The 14,677-nt window shown below is 73.6% G+C and carries 13 protein-coding genes; 5 read left to right on the top strand and 8 right to left on the bottom strand.

From position 1 onward, the window contains the following. Nucleotides 1-49 precede the first annotated feature (49 nt). Together GTW40_RS05795 and GTW40_RS05790 are read left to right on the top strand one after the other, a co-directional pair. A complete protein-coding gene (locus tag GTW40_RS05795) occupies nt 50-1,024 on the top strand; it encodes a hypothetical protein (RefSeq protein ID WP_161179066.1) in 975 nt (324 codons plus the stop codon). Nucleotides 1,025-1,164: 140 nt separating this feature from the next. Next, complete coding sequence (locus GTW40_RS05790) at nt 1,165-1,800, top strand: haloacid dehalogenase-like hydrolase (protein WP_161179065.1); 636 nt, start codon at nt 1,165-1,167, stop codon at nt 1,798-1,800. Between the two features lie 437 nt (nt 1,801-2,237). Here the strand turns inward: GTW40_RS05790 and GTW40_RS05785 are convergent, their stop codons facing one another. Then, nucleotides 2,238-2,486 (bottom strand): hypothetical protein, encoded by a 249-nt coding sequence (locus GTW40_RS05785; protein ID WP_161179064.1) that lies wholly within the window; start codon nt 2,484-2,486, stop codon nt 2,238-2,240. Between the two features lie 165 nt (nt 2,487-2,651). Here GTW40_RS05785 and GTW40_RS33510 point away from each other — a divergent pair, with 165 nt between their 5' ends. Beyond that, entirely contained in the window at nt 2,652-3,035 is a 384-nt protein-coding gene (locus GTW40_RS33510; RefSeq protein WP_018548331.1) for a cold shock domain-containing protein, read from the top strand. 135 nt (nt 3,036-3,170) lie between these two features. Here the strand turns inward: GTW40_RS33510 and GTW40_RS05775 are convergent, their stop codons facing one another. The 4 genes from GTW40_RS05775 to GTW40_RS05760 form a co-directional block, all read right to left on the bottom strand. Continuing rightward, complete coding sequence (locus GTW40_RS05775) at nt 3,171-4,037, bottom strand: 1,4-dihydroxy-6-naphthoate synthase (protein WP_202485440.1); 867 nt, start codon at nt 4,035-4,037, stop codon at nt 3,171-3,173. Further along, nucleotides 4,027-4,740, bottom strand: a complete 714-nt coding sequence (locus tag GTW40_RS05770) for a futalosine hydrolase (protein ID WP_161179063.1) — start codon at nt 4,738-4,740, stop codon at nt 4,027-4,029. Before GTW40_RS05770 ends, GTW40_RS05775 begins: the two co-directional genes overlap by 11 nt. Nucleotides 4,741-4,754: 14 nt before the next feature. Beyond that, complete coding sequence (locus GTW40_RS05765; protein WP_161179062.1) at nt 4,755-5,234, bottom strand: DUF2771 domain-containing protein; 480 nt, start codon at nt 5,232-5,234, stop codon at nt 4,755-4,757. Nucleotides 5,235-5,388: 154 nt separating this feature from the next. After that, nucleotides 5,389-6,792 carry an MFS transporter gene (locus GTW40_RS05760; protein WP_161179061.1) on the bottom strand — a complete coding sequence of 468 codons (1,404 nt, stop codon included), beginning with the start codon at nt 6,790-6,792 and terminating at the stop codon, nt 5,389-5,391. A 413-nt stretch (nt 6,793-7,205) separates the two neighbouring features. On the opposite strand from GTW40_RS05760, the gene GTW40_RS05755 reads away from it, so the two are divergent. Then, entirely contained in the window at nt 7,206-8,132 is a 927-nt protein-coding gene (locus GTW40_RS05755) for a DUF3027 domain-containing protein (RefSeq protein ID WP_161179060.1), read from the top strand. Between the two features lie 115 nt (nt 8,133-8,247). Here the strand turns inward: GTW40_RS05755 and GTW40_RS05750 are convergent, their stop codons facing one another. Then, a complete protein-coding gene (locus GTW40_RS05750) occupies nt 8,248-8,679 on the bottom strand; it encodes an ATP-binding protein (protein WP_161179073.1) in 432 nt (143 codons plus the stop codon). A 271-nt stretch (nt 8,680-8,950) separates the two neighbouring features. Between GTW40_RS05750 and GTW40_RS05745 the strand changes: the two genes are divergently transcribed. After that, complete coding sequence (locus GTW40_RS05745; RefSeq protein WP_161179059.1) at nt 8,951-12,091, top strand: molecular chaperone Hsp90; 3,141 nt, start codon at nt 8,951-8,953, stop codon at nt 12,089-12,091. 76 nt (nt 12,092-12,167) lie between these two features. Here GTW40_RS05745 and GTW40_RS05740 read toward each other — a convergent pair whose 3' ends face one another. Together GTW40_RS05740 and GTW40_RS05735 are read right to left on the bottom strand one after the other, a co-directional pair. After that, entirely contained in the window at nt 12,168-12,491 is a 324-nt protein-coding gene (locus GTW40_RS05740; RefSeq protein ID WP_161179058.1) for a hypothetical protein, read from the bottom strand. Between the two features lie 7 nt (nt 12,492-12,498). Then, a partial coding sequence (locus GTW40_RS05735) for an ALF repeat-containing protein (RefSeq protein WP_161179057.1) occupies nt 12,499-14,677 on the bottom strand: 2,179 nt, incomplete at its 5' end.

The raw sequence follows: 14,677 nt of genomic DNA, 5'->3' as shown, positions 1-14,677 counted from the left end.
GCGCTACCTTCCTCACGGGGTTTCACCGCCGCTGCCCCGGAGGGGTTCCGTGGGGATCGAGAGCGACCAGGTCGTCTACGAGTATCTGAGCCGCGTCGGAGACGTCGCGCATCAGCGGCAGTTGCCGTCCGCGACGCGGATGCGGCTGGTGTCCGAGCTGCGCAACGAGATCGACCGGCACCGGGCGAGTACGACGGTGGACTCGCCCGCCGCCGTCCGCCGCATCCTGGACCGGCTCGGCAGCCCGGACGAGGTGGTGGCGTCGGCGGGTGGCGCCGGGAGTGTCCCGCAGGGGCCGGCCACGGCGGTGCCGCCGCAGCGCGATCCGGAGCCGCCGAAACGCCCCAAGGGGCTGAAGTCGCTGCGCGGCACGTTCCCCGCTCCGCGACCGTCCGCCCCCGAGGCGCAGGTCCCCTCCCCGCCCCACCTCGCGTCGGCCGACGAACTCGGGGACTCCGTCACCCGCCCGGACTGGTGGCGCGTCGACAACAGCCCCTTCGGCGCGGCGGCGGCCGACTCCGTACCGGGGTTCGTCGGCGGGGTGGAGATCCCGGAGCTGCTCAAGCGGCCCCCGAAGGAGACGGAGCGCGAGCCTGCGGCGCCCCCGGAGGAACTCCCCGCAGAACCGGAGCCCGCCCCCGCCCCCCGCTCCCGCCTCCTCCGCCTCCTCCCACGCCGCCCGGCCACCGGCTGGACCAACCCCCTCCTCCTGCTCGCGGCCGCCGCGCTGGTCGCCGGGGCGGTCCTCGGCAACTGGTTCGTCCTCCTCCTCGGCTGGCTCATCGCCTACGGCTCCCGCCGCCTCACCCCGGCCGAGACCAAATGGGCCGTGATGATCATCCCGGCCCTCTCGGCAGCCGGGGGCATCCTTTGGCTCTGGGGGCGCCACACCGGTCACTGGGGTGACCCCCTCCCCTCCGACCACCTGTCCACCGCCATCACGGCGACGTGGCCGTGGGTGGTGCGGGGGGCGGCCGTGGCGTCGGCGGTGTTCCTGCTGTGGCGGTCGCAGCGCCAGCGGTGAGCCGTCCGGCGGTTCGCGGCGGGATACGGCGGGGTCGGAATACGGCGCGGCCGGAATCGAGGGCGGCTCGTCCAGGGTGTCCGCGTCCTCGCCGATGACCAGGTGGCGGTCGCCCGGAGGGCACGCGGCACAATGGCCCGATGACTGCGCGCCCCGTCCCCGCCCTCACCGTCGGCTTTGATCTCGACATGACGCTCATCGACTCGCGGCCGGGGATTCGGGCGTGTTACCTCGCGTTGTCCGAGCGGACGGGGGTGTACGTCGACGCCGATCTCGCGGTGACGCGGCTCGGGCCGCCGCTGGCCGAGGAGCTGGTGAACTGGTTCCCGGCCGAGCAGGTGCCGGAGGTGGCGGACCTGTACCGGGAGATGTACCCGGAGCACGCCGTCGCCGCGACCCCCGCCATGGCCGGGGCGCGCGAGGCGATCGAGGCGGTGCGGGCGGCCGGGGGCCGGACGATGGTGGTGACCGCCAAGTACGAGCCGAACGCCAAGCTCCACCTCGCCCACCTCGGCATCGAGCCGGACGTGGTGGTCGGTGACCTGTGGGCCGAGCAGAAGGCGGAAGCGCTCCGCGAGTACGGCGCGGGGGTGTACGTCGGCGACCACGTCGGTGACGTCCGCGGCGCCCACGCCGCCAACGCCCTCTCGGTCGCCCTGACCACGGGCCCCTGCGACCACGAGGAACTGACAGCGGCGGGCGCGGACATCGTCCTCCCCGACCTGCACGCGTTTCCCGCGTGGCTGGAGTCCCACCTGGAGTCGCGGCGTGGCTGAGTCGGCCCCTTCGGGCGGGGTGCGGTGCGTGGGCCGCGTGTCACTGAGTCCGGGGTTTCGTCCCCGGCCTGAGCAACCTGCGGTGATCGCCGGGCTCATGCCTGTGGGGTTCGCGCGCCAGGTGTAAGCAACGTGCGGCGACCGCCGGACTAACGGCCCCGGGTCCGCGCACCAGGCGTGAGTGACTTGGCGGTGCCGGGTTCACGCCAGGGTCCGCGTATCGGGCGTGAACCCCGTGGTGATTTCGACTTAAGCGACATCGTGCCCGCGCCAAATCCCGTCCCTGAACGCTCCCGCACCCGAGCCCCACTCAAACCCCGCCGAACCCCACCCCCGGCCCAGCCCAAACCGCACGCCGAACCCCCCACCGAACCCCACCCCGGCCCAAGCCCCCCCACACCCGACCCGGAGTCAAAAACACCCCCACCCGCCAAGGCCTAGCGCAGCGCCCTCGCCTGCCTGCGCCCCGCCGACACCGACCGCAGCACCCCCGCGCCGGCCGTCAGGAAACCGACCGCCATGAGCATGCTGAGGCCGAACATGTAGGTCGGAAAGGGTTTGGCGCCGAGAAAGAGGGGGGCCACCGTGACCAGCGTGGCCAGGGCGCCGAGGAAGAACACGATGACTCCGGCGCGGATCAGTCCGTCACCGGGCCCGGCGGAATTCGTTTGGGTTTTGTCACGCACCGGACCAGGGTAGTTCCCCCCGCGAGGGAACAACCGGGCGACGTCTTGTCAGCCGCTCACAGACCATTAGCCTTGGTGTCGGCGGGTCAGGGACGACCCGCTGCAGTGCTATCCAGAGCAGTTTCCGAAGCAGTTTTCCCGACGAGTACGAGGACGAGGACAGACGTGCCTACCGGCAAGGTCAAGTGGTTCAACAGTGAGAAGGGCTTCGGCTTTCTCTCCCGCGACGACGGCGGTGACGTCTTCGTGCATTCCTCGGTTCTCCCCGCCGGAGTCGATTCACTCAAGCCGGGACAGCGCGTGGAGTTCGGAGTCGTCGCCGGTCAGCGCGGGGACCAGGCGCTTTCCGTGACCGTTCTGGAGCCCACCCCGTCCGTCGCCGCCGCCCAGCGCAAGAAGCCGGACGAGCTGGCCTCGATCGTGCAGGACCTGACGACCCTCCTGGAGAAGATCACCCCGCAGCTGGAGGGCGGCCGTTACCCGGAGCGCACCGCGGGCAAGCGGATCGCCGGCCTCCTGCGCGCGGTCGCGGACCAGCTCGACGTCTGACCTCCAGGACCTCCGGGGCCTCCAGGGCCTCCGGGACATCCAGGATCTACGGGACCTCCGCGACACCACCAGGTCCCCGAACGCCCGACTCCGTCGGACGTCCACCCCGTAGCCGCCTCCCAGCGAAGCGAGGTCCTACGGGAACGCCAGCGCCCCCGGCCCGAGCGGCGGTACGAGTCCCTCGGCCGCCGCCCGGGTCAGCAGGCCGCGGATCGCCGCGTACCCGTCCTCACCGAGGTCGGCGGTGAACTCGTTGACGTACAGCCCGATGTGCTGGTCCGCCACCGCCGGGTCCATCTCCTGGGCGTGCGCCATGACGTACGGCCGGGAGATCTCCGGGTCGTCCCAGGCGGCCCGCACGGAACCGCGAATGGCGTCCGCGAGGCCCCGCAGGGTCTCCGCGCCCAGCGACCGCTTGGCGATGATCGCGCCGAGCGGGATCGGCAGCCCGGTCGTCCGCTCCCAGTGCTCGCCCATGTCGGCGAGCTTGTGCAGCCCGTACTCCTGGTACGTGAACCGCGCCTCGTGGATGACGAGTCCGGCGTCCACCTTGCCGTCCCGCACCGCGGGCATGATCTCGTGGAACGGCATCACCACGATCTCCCCGACCCCGCCGGGCAGGGTGTCGGCCGCCCAGAGGCGGAAGAGCATGTACGCCGTCGAGCGCTCGCTCGGCACCGCGACCGTACGCCCCGTCAAGTCGGCGTCCGCCTCCCGCGTCAGCACCAGCGGCCCGCAGCCCCGGCCCAGCGCGCCGCCGCAGGGCAGCAGGGCGTACTCGTCGAGGACGTACGGCAGGACGGCGTACGACACCTTCAGCGCGTCGTACTCGCCGCGCTCGGCCATGCCGTTGGTGATGTCGATGTCCGCGAAGGTCACGTCCAGCGCGGGGGCGCCGGGGACGCGGCCGTGGGCGAGGGCGTCGAAGACGAAGGTGTCGTTGGGGCAGGGCGAGTACGCGATCTGCAGCGGCTCGGCGGCCACCGGGGATTCACTGGTCATGCGAATTCCAACTCTCCAGGACGGGCGCGATCTTCCCGAAGCCCTCGGTGAGGGCGGCGAGCGCGTCGCCGATGCGCCAGGCGGCACGGTCGCGCGGGCCGACCGGGTTGGACACCGCGCGGATCTCCAGCACCGGCACACCGTGCGCGGCGGCGGCCTCGGCCACCCCGAAGCCTTCCATGCCCTCGGCCAGGGCGCGCGGATGACGGGCGCGCAGTGCGGCGGCGCGTTCGGCGGTGCCGGTGACCGTGGAGACGGTCAGGACGGTGCCGGGGCGCGCACCGGTGGCCTCGGTGATCGCTCGTACGGCTGATTCCGGCGGCACGTGGTTGACGGTGCCGAAGCCGAGTTCGGTGACCGGCAGGAAGCCGTCGGCGGTCTCGGCGCCCAGGTCGGCGACGGTGATCGCGTCCGCGACGACCAGCGAGCCGACGGGGGCCTCCGGCTGGAAGCCGCCGCCGATCCCGGCCGAGACGACCAGCCGGTACGGCGTGCCCGCGAGGGCGGCCGCGGTGAGCGCGGTCGCGGTGGAGGCGGCGGCGAGCGCGGGGCCCACCCCGGCGGCCAGCAGATCGCACCCGGCGGCCGTACGGAACACGGAAACGCCCGGCAGCCGGAGTTCCCCGGCGGTGCCCGGAAACGCCCGTGCCACCGCGTCCCGTTCGGCGGGGACGGCGGTGGCGACGAGCACGCGGGCGTTCATGGCGGGAACCGGGGTCAGGAGTCGGACTTCTTGACCTTGAAGCTCCACAGGCCCTTGGCGGCGGTCTCCCCCATCTGGACGGACACGGTGTTCGTGTTGCCCTGGGTGCCGTACTGGGCGTTGAAGAACGCGCTGCTCGGGATGGTGCGGTAGGTCTTCTTGCTGGCGTCGGTGAACTGGCGGCCGTTCACCAGCAGGGTCCAGCCCTCGTCCGCGATCTTCGGGTCGACGCCGATGCGGACGGTGCTGTCCTGGTCCACGTCGATCGACTTGATGTCGCCGGCCTTCTTGGCGCACTTCGCCAGGGACTGCGCGTCGAGCGCCTTGCCGTCGTTCCAGCAGACGGCCTCGGAGTTGACCGAGCTGTCGCCGACGGTCACCGTCGCGACGGGCGTCGGCTTGTCACAGGCCGACAGGACGAGCAGTCCGGCGGAAACGGCACCGGCGACGGCGACGGCGCGGCGGCGTCGCGAGCGGGATTGCAGCGAGGTCATGGCCGAAGGCTATCGGGCACCCCGGCGGTGACCCCCAAGTGGGGTACGGCGTGCCCGGTTCGTTACGACGACGACGCCGACCGGAGGGCCTGCGGAGTGCCCGGCAAGGCCCCCAACCCGGCCCCCAACCTCGTCCCCATCCCCGCCCCTGCCCTCACACCACGCGCGCCCGCGCCCGCCCTCCGTGCCGGGCCGACGCCAGCAGCCCGCGCAGCGTCGTCACCCACCCGACGGCCACGATCAGGGCGGCGATCGACAGGCCGAGGGTGCCGTTCAGGGGCAGGACGATGCCGATGGCGCCGCCGAGCACCCAGGCCACCTGGAGCAGGGTCTCGGAGCGGGCGAAGGCCGAGGTGCGCACCGCCTCCGGCACGTCCCGCTGGATCAGGGCGTCCAGGGACAGCTTGGCCAGCGCCTGGGCGAACCCGGCGACGGCGGAGAGGCAGGCGACCAGCAGGGCCCCGAAGAAGGCGGCGGCCAGGATCGCCGTACCGAGCGCCACGGCGACCACGGTCACGATGATGACCTCGGGCGCGCGGGACTTCAGCCACGCCCCCACGGCCGTGCCCAGCGCGTTGCCCGTGCCCGCCGCTACGCCCGCGATGCCGAGCGAGACGGCCGCGCTCTCGCCGGTCAGGGGGTGTTCGCGCAGCAGGAAGGCGAGGAAGAAGATCAGGAAGCCGGACAGGCAACGCAGGGCGGCGTTGGCGCCGAGGGCGTGGGTGACGGCCGTACCGACCGAGCGCAGCCCCGGGCGCCGGGCACGCTGCCTGCCGCGCGGTCCCGGCAGGCTCGTGGCGTCGGCCGAGAGCAGCGCCACGCCCTCGCCCTTGGCCGAGTCCACCTTGTGCGGCAGGGTGAACGACAGGACCGTACCCGCCACGAAGATCACGAAGGCGCCGTACAGGGGCCAGGGGTCGCCCACCATCTGCAGGGCCGCCCCGATGGGCGCGGCCACACCGGTGGCGAGGAGTCCGGCCAGGGTGACCCGGGAGTTGGCCTTCACCAGGGAGAAGGCGGGTGGCAGCAGCCGGGGCACGACCGCGCTGCGGACCACGCCGTACGCCTTGGAGGCGACCAGGACGCCGAGCGCGGCCGGGTACAGCTCCAGGGAGCCGGTCGCCACCGCACCGGAGATGACCAGCGCGAGCAGCGCGCGGGCCAGCATCGACGCGGCCATGGCGGCGCGGCGGCCGTGCGGGAGGCGGTCCAGGAGGGGGCCGATGACGGGGGCGAGGACGGTGAAGGGCGCCATGGTGATGGCGAGATAGAGCGCGACGCGCCCGCGGGCCTCGTCGGTCGGCACCGAGAAGAACACGGTCGAGGCGAGCGCGACGGTGATCATCACGTCTCCGGCGCCGTTCACCGCGTGCAGCTCGATCAGCTTGCCGAGGCCGGACTCGCCCGCGCCGTGCGCGTGCGTCGCCCGCCGGATCCCGCGCGCCGTCCCGGTCACCGGCAGATGCAGGGCACGCCCCACCGAGCGGACGACACCGCCGACGCGGCCCGAACCGCTGCCACCACCGCTCCCCCTGTCCGTGGCTGCCACGAGCTTCATACTGCCCCGAGGAGACGGGACATGTGCGTTTTGCGGCCGAGCGAGTTGATCGGGGCGGTGGGTCCGGGCGGTCTTCCCGGCCGTCAGGGGCTGTTCGGAGCAATGGATTCGGCCGGTTCTCCGGCCGCCCGCGGGCCGGGCCGGGCGGGGGAGGCGGGCCGTTCCCGGCCATCGGCACCCCGCCCGGCGCGCGCGTCGGGGTGGCCGGGAAACCCGCCGAACCGCAGCGGACTGTCCCCCACCACGGGCGACGGGGTAGCGTGCGTATCTCAGCCATAACGCAGAATGGATGGCAGAGGTGCGCCCGAGCGTGATCGGACGCGGACGTCGATGCGGCCCACAGGTCCGCTCCGTCCGCTTCACCGCCGGAGGGCATCCGCACTCGTAGACGGCGTAGGAGAGAAGCGATACCTGTGAGCGCAGCGACCACGCGAAGCCGCACCCCCGACCGCCTGTGCGCCGAGGCGATCGACCTCGCACGCGCCGCAGCGGAGGAGGCGGCCGCGCCCGGCGTGGTCGGCGAGCACATCGGGATGACGTCGGAGGGTGACCGTGTGGTCACCCACTTCTTCGAGTGCAAGGAACTGGGCTACCGGGGCTGGCGCTGGGCCGCCACCGTCGCCCGCGCCTCCCGCGCCAAACTCGTCACCCTCGACGAGGTCGTGCTGCTGCCCGGCCCGGACGCCATCCTCGCCCCCGAATGGGTGCCGTGGAGCGAGCGGCTGCGCCCCGGCGACCTCGGCCCCGGCGACCTGCTCCCCACCGAAGAGGGCGACCTCCGCCTGGAGCCCGGCTTCAGCGGCGAGGAGGAGCCCCCGCCGAACTCCGTCGTCGCCAAGGGGATCGCGGAACTCGCCGAGGAGGAGGACGCCGACGTCACCCCCGGCAGCCCCGCCGAACAGCCGACGGTGCCCGCGCGCGGCTCGATCACGGCGGTCGCCGAGGAGCTCGGGATGCGCCGCGCCCGCGTGCTCTCCCGCTACGGCCTGCATGTGGCCGCCGACCGCTGGGAAGAGGCGTTCGGCCCCAAGTCCGCGATGGCCCAGGCGGCCCCCGCGACCTGCGCCACCTGCGGTTTCCTCAACCCCATCGGCGGCTCCCTCGGCCAGGCCTTCGGCGTCTGCGCCAACGAGTTCTCCCCGGCCGACGGCCGCGTCGTCTCCCTCGCCTACGGCTGCGGCGCCCACTCCGAGGCCGCCGTCATGCCCACCCCGCCCCGCCCCGCCGAACCGGTCGTCGACGAGACCCTCCTCGACCCCTTCCCGCTCCGCCCGGCCCCCGACGCGGGCTCGGTCACGGAGGCGGGAGACGCGGAGACGGCGGAACTGGGCCACGCGTAGTCCCTCCGGGGGTTCGCCGGGTCGCTGTCCCTCGGGGGTTCGCCGGGTCGCTTCGGCGGCCCCGGCCCGGTGGAGTACGGCGGTCCGGCTCGGGGCGACTCGAACTGCGCCGTCCTCAGCGCAGGAAGTCCAGCGGGCCGATCACCCGGAACCGCCTGCCGCGCGTGATGTTGGGCAGGGTCGTGAGGGTCAGTTCCGTCCACACCGTCTTGCAGGGGCCGAGCGCCTCCGTCGTACCCCAGCGGGCGGACAGGGCGTCGACGAGCTGGAGGCCGTAGCCCTCGCCGAGCCGGGGGAGGGCGTCGCCCTGGCTGTCGGTCAGCTCGATCCGGAGGTTCTCGCCGAAGACCAGCATCGTCAGGCGGAAGTAGCGGTCCGGCGCGCGGCCGTGGGTCGCGGCGTTCTTGGCGAGTTCGGCGACGACGAGCGGGCCGTTGTCCGGTGGCAGCCCCCAGGACCGCAGTTGCTCGGTGGCCAGCAGCCGCGCGAGACGCGCCCCGCGGGGCGTGGAGGACAGGGTCACGCGGAAATGCGGGATGTACGGCATGTTTTCGTCAATCACGCCGCCCAGACTGGCCCCGCCCCCCTACGGTGAACAGTCACGCGATCGATACGTACGGTTACTGTCCGGAGCCTGTCCGGTGGTGTCCGGGCTGTCGGGACGGGTCGCTTTCCGCAGTGGACGCCCGCAGGGCTCCCGCCGAGACCCCGTCAGGACCCCCGCGTCCCCCGCCGCGCACCCCCCTCACGTACGCCGCGAACGGCCGGGCCCGCCCTCGCTGTACCTTCGACCTCACGCCGATGAGGAGAGTGTGATCGTGAGCAAGTACGTGCGGCCGGCGGCCGAGGGCGCCGACCCCTTCGGTACCGCCCGGCTCCGCCGCGGTGTCCTCGACGCCTGGGCGACCAGCCCCGCCCGGTTCCGCGAGGACGCCAACGCCGAGGAGGACCTCGTGCTCGGCGGCTACCGGGACCGGCTCGTGGTCGAGCTGGCCCAGAACGCCGCCGACGCCGCCGCCCGCGCGCGGGTCCCCGGCCGGCTCCGCCTCACGCTCCGCGACAACGCGCTGATCGCCGCCAACACCGGCGCCCCCCTCGACGCGGTCGGTGTCGAGTCGCTGTCCACCCTGCGCGCCTCCGCGAAGCGGGACCGGGACGACGAGCACGGGGCGGCCGGAGCGGTCGGCCGCTTCGGCGTCGGCTTCTCCGCCGTCCTGTCCGTCACCGACGAGCCCGCGATCGTCGGACGCCACGGCGGCGTCCGCTGGTCCCTCACCGAGGCCCGCGAGCTGGCCGATCAGACCGCCCGGCACAGTCCGGGGCTCGGCGACGAGGTGCGCCGCCGTGACGGCCACGTACCGCTGCTGCGCCTGCCGTTCGCCGCCGAGGGCACCGCCCCGGACCCGTACGACACCGCCGTGATCCTCCCGCTGCGCGACGCGGCCGCCGCCGGTCTGGCCGAGCGGCTGCTCGACGCCGTGGACGACGCCCTGCTGCTGGCTCTGCCGGGCCTGGCGGAGGTCGTGGTCGAGATCGAGGGGGAGACGCCCCGCACCCTGCGCCGGAGCACCGACGGCGCCGTCACCGTCGTGGAGGACTCCCGCGAGGGCCGCACCCGCTGGCGCACCGCCACCGCGCACGGCCCCCTCACCGCGGACCTGCTCGCGGACCGCCCCGTCGAGGAACGGCTGCGCCCGCACTGGTCGGTGACCTGGGCCGTGCCCGAGGACGCCGAGGGCCGCCCGTTCCGCCCCCGCACCAGCCCCGTCCTGCACGCGCCCACCCCCAGCGACGAACCCCTCGGCATCCCCGCCCTGCTCATCGCGTCGTTCCCGCTGGACACCACCCGCCGGCACACGGCCCCCGGCCCGCTGACCGACTTCCTGGTCCAGCGCGCCGCCGACGCCTACGCCGAACTCCTCGCCGCCTGGCGCCCGGTGACCGAGGGCGCCATCGACCTCGTACCCGGCCCGCTCGGCAAGGGCGAGCTGGACGGCGCGCTGCGGCAGGCCGTGCTCGACCGACTGCCGCGCACCGCGTTCCTGCCCCCGGCCCTCGCGCCGGGCGAGGACGAGGACCTGCCCGAAGCGCTGCGCCCGAGGGACGCCGAGATCGTGGAGGGCGCGGGCGCCGAGACGGTACGGGTCCTCGCCGAGGTGCTGCCCACCCTGCTCCCCGCAGGCCTTGAACGGCGCCCCGAACTGCGCGCGCTCGGGGTCGCCCGGCTGCCGCTCGCGGACGCCGTCGACCGGCTCGCCGGGCTGGAGAAGGACCCCGAGTGGTGGTGGCGGCTCTACGACAGCCTCGCCGGGATCGACCCCGACCGGCTCTCCGGGCTGCCCGTGCCGCTCGCCGGGACCGGGCGGACCACCATCGGCCCCCGCCAAGTGCTGCTGCCCACCCCGGACACCGCCGCCGTCGACCCCGACGTGCTCGGCCGCCTCGGCCTCAAGGTCGCCCACGCGGACGCCGCGCACCCGCTCCTGGAGAAGCTGGGCGCGCTGCCCGCGACCCCGCGCGCGGTGCTCACCACCCCGCAGGTGCGGGCCGCCGTGGCTGCCTCGCTGGACGACGACGGCGGTGCACTGTGGGAGGAGGACGCGCCCGACGCGGAGGAACTGGCCGACACCGTCCTGGCGTTGGTGCGCGACGCGGGCCTCGAACCCGGAGACGAGCCCTGGCTCGGCGCGCTCGCCCTGCCCGACGAGGACGGCGAACTCGCCCCGGCCGGTGAACTCGTCCTGCCCGGCAGCCCGTTCGCCCGGGTCATCCGCGAAGGCGAACTCGCGGCAGTGGACGCGGACTTGGCGGACCGATGGGGCGAACAGCCGTTGACGGCCTGCGGGGTGCTGGCGGACTTCGCCCTGGTCCGCGCCACCGACGTCGTCCTCGACCCGGACGAACTGGAGCCCCGCGAGGGCGACTTCGCCGAGCCCGACGACGCCGGACTCCTCGACGCGGTGGACGTGTGGTGCGAGGACATCCTCGACCGCTTCCCGGACAGCCCCGTGCCGCCCGTCGCCACCGAACTCGTCGCCGTGCGCGACCTGGACCTCGTGGACGACGACCACTGGCCCGAGGCCCTCGCCCTGCTCGCCCAGCCCCCGCTGCGCGACGCCCTCACCCAGCCGGTCCGCGTCCTGCTGCCCGACGGCACCCACGAGGTCGTACGGCCGTACACCGCCTGGTGGCTGCGCGGACACCCGGTGCTCGACGGCCGCCGCCCGGCGGGCCTGCTCGCGGCGGGCGGCGACCCGCTGCTGCGCGGGCTGTATGACGAGGCCGACGCCACCGGCTTCGAGGACGAGCAGGTCCTGCGCGCCCTCGGCGTACGCACCTCGGTCGCCGCCCTCCTGGACGAACCCGGCGGCGCCGCCGAACTCCTCGACCGCCTGGCCGACCCCGACCGCCCGGTCACTCCGGCCCAACTGCACGGTCTCTACAGCGCGTTGGCCGACCTCGACCCGGACCAGGTGACCCTCCCGGACGAGGTGCGCGCGGTCACCGACGGCCGCGTGACCGTCGTGGACGCCCGGGACGCGGTGGTCGTCGACTCCCCCGACCTGCTCCCCTTCACCTCCGGCGTACCGCTCCTGCCGGTCCGCCCCGCCCGCGCGGCGGAGCTGGCCGAACTGTTCCAGGTACGGCGCCTGAGCGAGTCCGTCACGGGCGCGGTCGACTCCGAGGGCGCCGAGCACGACGTACCGGATGCGGTGCGGGTGCTGCTCGGATCGCGCACCCCGGCGCGCTACGTCGAGCACGACGAACTCGTCGTGGACGGCGTGGAGATCGACTGGCGCCTCACCGACGACGGCTTGCTGCACGCGGCGACCCTGGAGGGCGTCGCGGCGGGGCTCGCCTGGGCGGCGGGGCAGTGGCCCCGGCGGTTCGAGGTGGCGGCGTTGCTGGAGGATCCGTCGCGGACGGAGGAGCTGGCGCGGGATCGCTGGTTCGACTGAGGGGGCGCGTCCTGGGCGGGCGCCCGGGACGCGAAAACGGCCCCACCGGTCGCACACCGGTGGGGCCGCTCTCGTACTACGTGTCGTCGCGCTCGGCCAGGAAGGCGATCAACAGAGCGAAGAGGTGGTCCACCGCCACCGCCTGCTGGCTGTCCGACAGCTGTCTCCAGTGCCGGATGCCCGTGCCGGGGAAGGCGTCCTCGAGGACGAGGAGCAGCCACATGAAGCTGCTGTCCTCGCCCTTGCGCGCGAGCAGCCACTCGCGGAACCCGTCCAGCAGCCGCCCCGACCTGCCGATGTCCACGCCCATGACGAGCATCGCCGTCGGGTGGTAGGTCCCGTCCAGGCCGTACATCCCGGGCCGGTCACGGATGCTCTCGATCAGCTCTGTGTCGGTCACGTACGCCTCAGAATCCGAAGTCGATGACGTCGTTGTAGAGCCACTTGGCCTTGTAGTCGGCGATGGCCTCTCCGCCCTTCGCGGTGAAGCCGTCATAGACACGGCCGTTGTACACCAGCACTACATGCTCGGTCCAAAAGGTGTCCTGGTCCCTGTACTGCCCCAGCGAGGGGAAGCCCTGCTTGGGCTTGATCACCCTTATCTCACCGCCGCCGAGACTCTCGCGGATGCGTTCCGCGCAGGCACGGCAGTCCGAGCTGTCGGGGATCTTGGTCACCGCGCGGGGCAGACCGGGGACCTTGTGATCCGCGCAGGGGATGCCCCCGGCCGCGGCCATGGTCCCTACCGGCGTCGCCGAGCGCAGTGACGCCTTGCCCAGGATCTTGCAGCCGCGCTTCAGCAGCCGCAGGTCGTCGTAGACCTTGTCCAGGACCCTCAGCTTGCTCCCCAGCAGGGCGTCCACGGCCAGGCCCTTGCAGGAGTCGAAGTCCTTCTCCCGCATGCAGGCTTCGAGATTGCTGAGCCCGAGCAGCTCCTTCTCGACGTTCCACACCATGTCCGCCGCGTCGCTCAGCTCCTTGGAGTGGGCGAGAACGTCGCAGTAGACCTCCTTGTGCTGGCACCAGCGGGCGAAGCCCTGCGGGTCACAGGGGATCAGTCCCTGCTGGCAGCGGTACAGTTCCCGCGCGCGTGCGCCCGGGTCGTTCTTGGCCTTCTCCTTGGCCGCCACGGCGGCCTTGCGCCGGGCCTCCTCTTCCTCCCGGTACTTGGTCAGCGCGGCGGAGAACGCGTCGGTGGCGGCCTTCATCGCCGCCTCGGAATCCTTGCCCGCCTCGACGGCCGATTTCCATGCCTGGTCGGCGTAGTACGACGCCTCGGAGGCGGCGGCCTGGGCGGTTTCGGAGGACAGTGTCGCGTCCGCGGCCGACCGTGCCGCGTCCGCCGCGGCGGTGTCGGCACGGTTCGCCGCGTCACGCGCCGTCTTCGCCGACGCCGCGGCCTGCGCGGCCGAGGTCTCGGCGTCCTTGGCGTACTGATCGGCCTGCCGGGCGTAGCCCTCCGCCTGGGTCGCCGCGTCGCTCGCCTTCCGCTTCCACTCGTCGGCCTCGGCGGCCGCCTTGCGAGCGGTCGCGGCCACCTTCTGGGCCGTGGCGGCGTCCTTGCGGGCCGTGGCGGCGATCTTCGCCGCGTCCGCGATCAGCTTCTGCACCTGCGCCACGTGGGTGGCCGTCAGGCCGTCCTTGCGCAGGGCCATGTACTGGCCGGAGACGATGAACGCGTGCAGAGCGTCCGGCGAGCCCTCCAGGGCGACCCGCGCGGCGCTCTTCACCTCGGGCGGGCCACTGTCCACCAGCTGTGCCGCGCGGACCCGTTCGTCCTGCGTGCGCGCGGTGTGCTGTGTGGTCACCAGGAACTCGCTGTACTTCTTCGGGTCGTTCGTCGCGAGCGTTTGGCGTCCCTTCTCGGTGACGACGGGACCGGCTCCGTCGAGCACCTGGGCGATGGCGACGCGCATGCTGTCCGCGGCGACCTGGTACTGGCCGTTGTCCACGAACGCGCTGATCGCCGCCGCGTCACCGGTCAGCGCGGCTTCGGCCGCGTCCCGGACCGTCTGGTCCTCGCTCTCCTCGGCGAGGCGTGCCACGTAGGACCGCTGGTCCTGCTGTTCGGCGGTCCGCCAGCCCTCGCGCAGGTAATCGATCACGACGTCGTCGGCTCCGCCGAGCGCGCCCTCCGCCGCGGCGCGGCCCCACGCCGTACCCGCCTTCATCACCCGCACGGCCAGCTTGCGGCCCTGCGCCGCGACGGCGCCGAGGTCGGCACCGGGCTTCGCCGCCTCGGTCACCAGCCGGTCCCGCTCGGCCCGCTGGTCCTCGGTCTCCTGGTCCAGGGCCGTCCGAGCGGCGAGCCGGGTGTCCGCCCGCTCCTTGTCGTCACGGGCGCGCTCGATGCCCTCGTTCGTCCGGGTCAGCAGCTCGGCCGACTCGACCTCACGCGCGAGGGTGTAGATCTCCTGGGCCTTGGCCACCGCCGCGGTCGCCGCGTCGGCGGCATCGCTCGCCGCGTTGGCGTGCTCCGTGGACTTCGCCGCCGCCGTGGCCGCGTCGCCCGCGTGCTCGGCCGCTTCCCTCGCGGCCTTGGCGGCGTTCCTGGCGTGCGTGGCCGCGGACGTCGCGGCGTCCCGT

This window comes from Streptomyces sp. SID4985, assembly GCF_009863025.1.
GTDB lineage: Bacteria > Actinomycetota > Actinomycetes > Streptomycetales > Streptomycetaceae > Streptomyces.
This window is presented reverse-complemented; position numbering and strand designations above follow the sequence as displayed.

Excerpts from the sequence above, each read along its gene's own strand:
- GTW40_RS05750 (WP_161179073.1), bottom strand. The coding sequence starts at position 8,679 with ATGCCGTACATCCCGCATTTCCGCGTGACCCTGTCCTCCACGCCCCGC.
- GTW40_RS05765 (WP_161179062.1), bottom strand. The coding sequence starts at position 5,234 with ATGACCTCGCTGCAATCCCGCTCGCGACGCCGCCGCGCCGTCGCCGTC.
- GTW40_RS05770 (WP_161179063.1), bottom strand. The coding sequence starts at position 4,740 with ATGAACGCCCGCGTGCTCGTCGCCACCGCCGTCCCCGCCGAACGGGAC.
- GTW40_RS05760 (WP_161179061.1), bottom strand. The coding sequence starts at position 6,792 with ATGAAGCTCGTGGCAGCCACGGACAGGGGGAGCGGTGGTGGCAGCGGT.
- GTW40_RS05790 (WP_161179065.1), top strand. The coding sequence starts at position 1,165 with ATGACTGCGCGCCCCGTCCCCGCCCTCACCGTCGGCTTTGATCTCGAC.
- GTW40_RS05775 (WP_202485440.1), bottom strand. The coding sequence starts at position 4,037 with ATGACCAGTGAATCCCCGGTGGCCGCCGAGCCGCTGCAGATCGCGTAC.